Origin of the sequence: Parabacteroides sp. AF39-10AC (assembly GCF_003635405.1) — a bacterium.
GTDB classification, from domain to species: domain Bacteria; phylum Bacteroidota; class Bacteroidia; order Bacteroidales; family Tannerellaceae; genus Parabacteroides; species Parabacteroides distasonis.
The window spans coordinates 1-2,352 of record NZ_QTLP01000052.1 but is presented as its reverse complement, the minus strand read 5'-3'; the positions used below and the strand labels follow the sequence as shown (position 1 = coordinate 2,352).

Sequence of the window (2,352 nt, the reverse complement as noted above, 5' to 3'; positions counted from 1 at the left end):
CTTCATCTTCTGCGGAGGTCTGCTGGCTCTCTTCGTCCTGTTCGTCATCCTCTATATGGTCGGCATCGACCAGTGGATATGTATCGGCTTCGGCGCGGCATCGTCTTCCGTCCTCGTATGGCAGACCTTCGCGCTGAACGCCCGGTACGGCGAACACGGGCTGATGAAATTGGGAGCGGCAAGGAGCCATCCCCGATACCTTATCAACCGACGGCGGATCACCCGATTACTCAAACGGCAACGAAAGGAAGAAACGACATGAGAAATACATCCAAAATGATAACACTGGAAAACAAGTTCCCCCTGCTGGCGGTGGAGCATGGCTGCATCATCTCCAAAGACGCCGACATCACGGTGGCTTTTGAGGTGGAACTGCCGGAGCTTTACACCGTGACGGGCGCAGAGTACGAGGCGATACACGGCTGCTGGTGCAAGGCTATCAAGGTGCTACCGTACTTCTGCGTCGTGCATAAGCAGGATTGGTTCATCAAGGAGAAATATATGCCGGAGTTACAGAAGGACGACATGAGTTTCTTGAGCCGTTCCTTTGAACGCCACTTCAACGAGCGTCCGTACCTGAAACACTCCTGCTATCTCTACTTGACCAAGACGACGAAAGAACGTAACCGTATGCAGAGCAACTTCAGTACGCTGTGCCGGGGACATATCATCCCGAAGGAGCTGGACAAGGAAACCGCCGGGAAGTTCATGGAGGCCGCCGAACAGTTCGAGCGCATCATGAACGACAGCGGCTTTGTGAGGCTGCGCCGCCTCTCCACCGACGAGATTGTCGGGACGGAGAAGTCCGCCGGGCTGATAGAGCGTTACTTCTCGCTCATGCCCGAAGGCGACACGACCTTGCAGGACATCGACCTCTCGGCAAAAGAAATGCGTATCGGTGACAACCGCCTGTGCCTGCACACCCTCTCCGACGCGGAGGATATGCCAGGAAAGGTGGCTACCGACATCCGCTACGAGAAACTCTCCACCGACCGCTCGGACTGTCGCCTCTCCTTCGCCTCCCCCGTGGGGCTGCTGCTTTCCTGCAACCACATCTATAACCAGTATGTGATTATCGACAACAGCGAGGAAAATTTGCAGAAGTTCGAGAAGTCCGCAAGGAATATGCAGTCGCTATCCCGATACAGCCGGAGCAACAGCATCAACCGCGAGTGGATAGACCAGTACCTGAACGAAGCCCATTCCTACGGGCTGACCTCGGTACGGGCGCACTTCAACGTCATGGCGTGGAGCGATGACGCGGAGGAACTGAAGCATATCAAGAACGATGTGGGCAGCCAGCTGGCAAGCATGGAGTGCGTGCCGCACCACAATACCATCGACTGCCCGACGCTCTACTGGGCGGCGATGCCCGGCAACGCGGCGGACTTCCCGGCGGAAGAGAGTTTCCATACATTCATCGAGCAGGCGGTGTGCCTCTTCACGGAGGAAACCAACTACCGCAGTTCGCTCTCGCCCTTCGGCATCAAGATGGTGGACAGGCTTACGGGAAAACCGTTGCACCTCGACATCAGCGACCTGCCGATGAAGCGGGGTATCACGACCAACCGCAACAAGTTCGTGTTGGGTCCTTCGGGCAGCGGCAAATCCTTTTTTATGAACCACCTCGTGAGGCAATACTACGAGCAGGGTACGCACGTGGTGCTGGTGGACACGGGAAACTCCTATCAGGGCTTGTGCGAGATGATCCGGTGCAAGACAAACGGGGCGGACGGCGTGTACTTCACCTACACGGAGGAGAAACCGATTTCGTTCAACCCGTTCTACACCGATGATTACGTGTTCGACGTGGAGAAAAAGGACAGCATCAAGACATTGCTGCTGACGCTCTGGAAGTCGGAGGACGACAAAGTGACGAAGACGGAGAGCGGCGAACTGGGCAGTGCGGTGAACGCCTATATCGAGCGTATCAGGGCTGACCGGAGCATCGTCCCCTCGTTCAACACCTTCTACGAGTATATGCGCGACGACTACCGCCGCGAACTGGCGGAACGTGAGATAAAGGTGGAGAAGTCCGACTTCAACATCGACAATATGCTCACCACCATGCGGCAGTATTACCGGGACGGACGCTACGACTTCCTGCTCAACTCCACGGAGAACATCGACCTGCTCGGCAAGCGGTTCATCGTCTTCGAGATTGACAGTATAAAGGAAAATCGCGAGCTTTTCCCTGTGGTGACCATCATCATCATGGAAGCCTTCATCAATGTCCGACTTCAACATCGACAATATGCTCACCACCATGCGGCAGTATTACCGGGACGGACGCTACGACTTCCTGCTCAACTCCACGGAGAACATCGACCTGCTCGGCAAGCGGTTCATCGT

Annotated in this window: 1 protein-coding gene and 2 pseudogenes; all 3 read left to right on the top strand. The window is 55.8% G+C overall.

Annotated features, from left to right (window positions below):
• Positions 1 to 262: DUF4133 domain-containing protein (locus DW033_RS23540; protein ID WP_122383221.1), on the top strand; the 262-nt coding region annotated here is incomplete at its 5' end.
• Positions 259 to 2,202, top strand: a pseudogene (locus tag DW033_RS23535) (TraG family conjugative transposon ATPase); the annotation flags it as partial. The gene DW033_RS23540 and the pseudogene DW033_RS23535, both read left to right, overlap by 4 nt.
• Positions 2,203 to 2,230: 28 nt before the next feature.
• A pseudogene (locus DW033_RS25140) lies at positions 2,231 to 2,352 on the top strand (TraG family conjugative transposon ATPase); the annotation flags it as partial.